The sequence below is a fragment of the Kitasatospora sp. NPDC007106 genome (assembly GCF_040634455.1).
GTDB classification, from domain to species: domain Bacteria; phylum Actinomycetota; class Actinomycetes; order Streptomycetales; family Streptomycetaceae; genus Kitasatospora; species Kitasatospora arboriphila.
In genome coordinates this window covers 1-5246 of sequence record NZ_JBEYFP010000419.1, presented here as the reverse complement: position 1 = coordinate 5246, position 5246 = coordinate 1, and the positions used below count along the sequence as shown (strand labels likewise).

General features: G+C 74.2%; 6 protein-coding genes. 5 read left to right on the top strand and 1 reads right to left on the bottom strand.

What is annotated here, in order from left to right:
* Positions 1-228, bottom strand: a 228-nt coding sequence (locus ABZ641_RS25085) for a helix-turn-helix domain-containing protein (RefSeq protein WP_359985109.1), incomplete at its 3' end; no start/stop codon positions are given.
* A gap of 237 nt (positions 229-465) precedes the next feature.
* On the opposite strand from ABZ641_RS25085, the gene ABZ641_RS25080 reads away from it, so the two are divergent.
* The 5 genes from ABZ641_RS25080 to ABZ641_RS25060 all read left to right on the top strand — a co-directional run bounded on the left by ABZ641_RS25080 (position 466) and on the right by ABZ641_RS25060 (position 5113).
* Entirely contained in the window at positions 466-1131 is a 666-nt protein-coding gene (locus ABZ641_RS25080) for a DUF4097 family beta strand repeat-containing protein (protein ID WP_359985106.1), read from the top strand.
* A gap of 69 nt (positions 1132-1200) precedes the next feature.
* Complete coding sequence (locus ABZ641_RS25075; RefSeq protein WP_359985104.1) at positions 1201-2019, top strand: alpha/beta hydrolase; 819 nt, start codon at positions 1201-1203, stop codon at positions 2017-2019.
* A 65-nt stretch (positions 2020-2084) separates the two neighbouring features.
* Positions 2085-2972 (top strand): hypothetical protein, encoded by an 888-nt coding sequence (locus ABZ641_RS25070; RefSeq protein ID WP_359985103.1) that lies wholly within the window; start codon positions 2085-2087, stop codon positions 2970-2972.
* A gap of 156 nt (positions 2973-3128) precedes the next feature.
* Positions 3129-3725, top strand: coding sequence for a helix-turn-helix domain-containing protein (locus ABZ641_RS25065; RefSeq protein ID WP_359985101.1), 597 nt, complete (start codon positions 3129-3131; stop codon positions 3723-3725).
* A 101-nt stretch (positions 3726-3826) separates the two neighbouring features.
* Positions 3827-5113 (top strand): MFS transporter, encoded by a 1287-nt coding sequence (locus tag ABZ641_RS25060; protein WP_359985098.1) that lies wholly within the window; start codon positions 3827-3829, stop codon positions 5111-5113.
* Positions 5114-5246: the final 133 nt, after the last annotated feature.

Sequence of the window (5246 nt, the reverse complement as noted above, 5' to 3'; positions counted from 1 at the left end):
CGCCGATCCGCGGGGGGAGGCCGGCTTGCGCCGGTGGGCGCGGCGTTCGGTGGCGCGGTGGGCGAGGTCGGCGCGGTACCCGGTCGGGCCGCCGTTGCGCATCACCTCGCGGGTGATCGTCGAGGTCGGCCGGTCGAGGCGCCGGGCGATCTCCGCGTAGGGGAGGCTGTCGGCCAGCCCCAGTGCGATCTGCTGGCGTTCCTGCTGGGTGAGCCTGCCTCCCGGCATCGCGATCTCCTCGGTGCTGCTGCGTCGTGGACCTGACCGCGCCACTATAGCGTTCACTTCTCACCCATTGCAATGATCGTCGCCGTCCTCGTTGCGTTCCTTTCAGATCGGGTGCAACGATTTCTTGGCTCTGACGTGCAGTGATCGCAGTCCAGTGCAACGAATATGTTGCCGACATGTGGAAAGCAACGTAGCGTTTCCGTTGTCAGAAACAAGGAGCGAGCACAGGAGAGCACGATGCAGACCTTCGACACCCCCGCCCCCGTCTCCGCCGTCCTGGACGTCCCCGCCGGCCGCGTCCAGCTCATCGCCGCGGACCGCACCGACACCGTCGTCGAGGTCCGGCCCGCCGACCCGTCCAAGAGCCGCGACGTCCGGGCCGCCGAACGGACCACCGTCGCCCACGCCGACGGCGTCCTGCGGATCCACGCCCCCGAGCCGCAGAACCGGCTCCTCGGCTCCTCGGGCGCGGTGGAGGTCACCGTGCAACTGCCCGTCGGCTCCCGGATCGAGGGCAGGTCCGCCGCCTCCGAGCTGCGCGGCGTCGGCCGCCTCGGCGACGTGGTCTTCGACGGCGCGTACCGCCGGATCAAGCTGGACGAGGCGGCGAGCGTCCGCCTCACCGCGGTCGACGGCGACGTCGAAGTCGGCCGGCTGGGCGGCCCCGCCGAGATCAGCACCACCCGGGGCAGCATCCGGATCACCGAGGCCGGTCGCGGCACCGTCGTGCTCAGCACGCAGTCCGGCGACATCTCGGTCGGTGCCGCCGCCGGCGTCTCGGCCGCCCTGGACGCCGGCACCGGCCACGGCCGGATCAGCAACGCCCTCAAGAACGACGGCAGCGCCGAACTCGACATCCGCGCCACCACCGCCCACGGCGACATCACCGCCCACAGCCTCTGAACGACCGGGAGCAGCACGGCCCGGCGCACCCGAACAGCACGCACGCCCGACACCAGCAGGGGGAACACCATGACGAAGAACAGCCCGTCCGCGACCGCTCCGAGCTGGACCGGTCTGGTGCCGGTCGACGACACGGCCCTGGCCGTCACCGACACCGGAGGCCCCGGCGTGCCGGTGGTCTACCTCAACGGCCAGTTCGCCACCCAGGGGTACTGGCGCCGCGTCGTCGCCGACCTGGGCGCGGGGTGGCGGCACCTCACCTACGACGAGCGGGCCCGCGGCCGGAAGTCCGGGCGCTCGGCGGACTACTCCTTCGAAGCCGCCGTCCGGGACGTCGACGCCGTGCTCGCCGCCCGGGGCGTGGACCGGGCGCTCGTGGTGGGCTGGTCCTACGGGGCGTTCGTCGGGGCGCACTGGGCGGCCCGCAACCCGGAGCGCGCCCTCGGAGCGGTCATGGTCGACGGCGCCTTCCCGTACGACTGGCTCGACGAGGCCATGGAGCAGCGGATCCGCAAGCAGTTCCGGCAGTGGAGCCGGTTCCTGCCGCTGCTGCGCCCGACCGGGCTGACCCCGCGGATGACGGCCGACCAGATGGCGGACTGCAACATCGAGCTCGGCCGGATCTCCCGTGAGCGCGAGCTCGGCCCGGTGCTGGACGGCATCACCGTCCCGGTGCGGTACGTGGTCGCCTCGGGCTCGTCCCTCGGCAGCCGTGGCGACGAGCAGGAGCGGATCCGCACCAGCCTCGACGGGGTGACCGCCCGCAACCCGAACATCGCGGTGAGCGCGAAGGTCGCCGGCAACCACGGCGCCCTCCTCAAGAAGGACTTCCGGGCCATCGCCGACGCCGTGCGGGAGGTCGCCGCCCTGGCCGACACCGGGCGCTGAGCATGGACGCGTCCGTCCGGGACCCCGCCGACGCGCCGGTCCCGGACGGCGCGTTCAATGGCCCGGTGATCACCACCACTGTCGAGCTGGGACCCGTCACCGCGCCGTCGGGCGTCCTCGTCCTGGGGATGGCCGGCTGGATCGACCAATGGTCGGAGTCGGGTGCACCGCTGTCGGTCCGGGCCGCAGCCGCGGCAGCGGTCGGCGGCGGGCACCTGCGCGACGACGAAGCCGAGGCCGTCGCCGTTCCGGCCGCGGCGGACCGTCCGCTGCCCGTCCGGGCGGCGACCGCGCCCTCGCTCTTCGACGGGGAGCCGGTCGTCTCCGTCCTGGAGGTGGACCTCGGGCTGCCCTGGCCCGACGGGCACTTCGACGGGCCGGTGCCGCTGGGGGAGCTGCCCGTCGACCGGTGCGGCATGGTCGTGGGCGATGCGGTGGCCCTGGACTCCTTCGTCGGACTCGGGGGCGAGTCCGTCGACGGGCTCGCCGACCTGACCTACTGGGGCCGGGAGGTGGAGGCCGCCCGGGCCGAGTTCGGCGGCGAGCGGATCCAACGGCTCGGCGGCGACCTCGACGGCTGGCTCGACCTGCCCGAGGCCGAGGCGTGGCGGCTCGGCGAGCGACTCCACGACTGGGTGCGCAGCGGGCCCGGCATGGGCCTGGTGCACTCCGTCCAGCGGCACACCCACTTCCACCTGATCGAGCGGGCCGGGCAGAACCACCCCCTGCTCGCGGGCACCCTCGACCTCGCCGGCAGCCGCATCCTCGGCCTCGGGTGGGACCCGGGCGACCACGCGGTGCGGCACAACGGCGAGCGGGCGTTCGGCTGCGTCCATCCCGTCGCCCTCCACCGCAGCGGGGACTCCACCGTCCTGCGCTGGACCATCCCGGCCGAGGAGGACGAGCCGGACGACGGCGCCCCGGACCGGCCCGGCGACGGGCAGACCGTCTGACGGCAGCGGGCGGGCTCCTTCACGCCCCCTCACCCCGCAGGCCCCGGGTGACCTTCCGTGGTGGCGGCGACGCTGCTGACGGTCCAGTCCCTCGGCCGCGCGCACATGCAAAGACTTCGTTGCAAAGAAATGGTGGCAATCGCTAGGCTACCGGACATGACGGAACATCAGCCTGCCGTTCAGTCCGCCGTGCGCAGCCTCGATGCCCGCTCCCTGCGCGGTCTGGCGCACCCGCTGCGGATGCGCCTGCTGGCCGCGCTGCGGCAGGGCGGCCCGGCGACGGCGACGAAGCTCGCCGCCCGGCTCGGCGAGTCGTCCGCCTCGGTCAGCTACCACCTGCGGCAGCTCGGCGCGCACGGCTTCATCGCCGAGGAGCCTGACCGGGGGACGGCCCGTGAACGCTGGTGGCGGGCCGAGCACCGCGGCCACCGGTTCGACCGGCTGGAGGACTTCCTGGAGAACCCGGACCCCGAGGTGCGCGGCGCCATGGACGTGTTCCTGAAGGAGGTGGCCGCCGTCCACGCGCGGGAGCTCGACGAGTGGCTCGCCGGCACCGGCGACTGGCCCGAGGAGTGGCGCCGCAGCTGGGACATGAGCGACTTCACCCTGCGCCTGACGCCCGAACTCGCGCGGGAACTCGCCGTCCGGGCACACGAACTCGTGCAGGGCTTCCGGGAGCGGGCCGCTGCCGACGAGGAGGGGGCCCTCCCCGTCCGCGTCCACCTGCACGCCTTCCCCCTGCCGAAGAGCTGACCCCTCGCGGCCTGGCCCCGGCAGCCTGGCCCCGGCGGCCTGATCCCCGAAGCCTGACGCCGGAAGACCTGATCCCCAACGACCGCCCGGAGGGCACGCCCATGACCGTCGCCGCCCGCTCCCGGGCCGACGAGGCCCGAGCCACCCCGGACCGGCGGCCACTGGTCGCCCTGCTGACCGCGAACCTCGTCTCGATCACCGGCAACGCCCTCGCCGGCATCGGAGTGCCGTGGTTCGTCCTGCAGACCACCGGCAGCGCCTCCCGGGCGGGTCTGGTGGCCTTCTGCCAGATGCTGCCGCTGGCGCTGTCGGCGCTCGCCGGCGGACCGGTGATCGACCGGATCGGACGCCTGCGCGCGTCGGTGCTGTCGGACGTGGTGTGCGGTGTGGCCGTCGGGCTGATCCCGATCCTCCAGTGGGCCGGCGGCCTGCGGTTCTGGCAGCTGTGCGTGCTCATGGCGGTCAACGGGCTGTTCCAGGCGCCGGGCGAGACCGCGCGCCAGGTGCTCACACCCGATCTCGCCGGCCGTGCCGGCGTCCCGCTCGCCCGGGCCATGAGCCTGTACACCAGTGCGTCCGGAGGGGCCCGGCTGCTGGGAGCCTCGGCCGCCGGCGTGCTGATCGCCCTGTTCGGGGCCGGCCAGGTCCTGCTGTTGGACACGGTGACCTTCGCCGTCTCGGCGCTCCTGGTCGCCCTCGGCGTCCGGCACGTCTCCGCCGCCGCCCCCCGCCGGGACGGGCCGCCGGCGAGCCTGCGCAGGTACCGTGACGAACTGCGCGAGGGCCTGGCCTTCCTGGTCCGTCAGCGGCTGCTGCTCGCCATCACCCTGGTGCTGATGGTCACCAACGGACTGGACCAGGGATGGCGGTCGGTGCTGCTGCCCGTGCACGCCGCGCGCGACCTCGGCGGGTCGGTCGACCTCGGCCTGCTCGCCGGCCTCTTCGCGGCGGGAGCGCTCGGCGGTTCGCTGCTGCACGCGGTGGTGGGGGACCGGCTGCCCCGCCGGTCGCTGTACGCGTTCTGTCTCCTCGTCAGCGGAGCCCCGCGGATGCTGGTCGCGGCGTTCGCGCCCGGCCTGCTGCCCCTGGGCGTCACCCTGGCCGTCGCCGGTGTCGCCGCCGGGATCCTCAACCCGATCGTCTCGACCGTGCTGTACGAACTCGTGCCCGACCCGCTGCGCAGCCGGGTCACCGGCGTCCTGGCGGCGGGCGTGCTGCTGGCGACCCCGGTCGGCGGTCTCGCCTGCGGCTACCTGGTGGACCGGGCCGGGCTGACGACCGCCCTCGTGCTGCTCGGCGGGGCGTACCTGCTGATCACGCTCTGCCCGCCGGCCTTCCCCGCCTGGCGCCGGATGGACAGCACGGGCGACGCCGGGGCCCGTCCGTAGGCGCCGGAACGGCCGCGTGGCCGGACGCGTGGCCGGACGCGTTCCGGGCCGGGCGGCACAGGCGGCAGAGGGCGGCCGGAGCGGTCACATGGGCCGGAAGCATGCCCGGCGGCCGGGAGGGGACGGCGGCGAA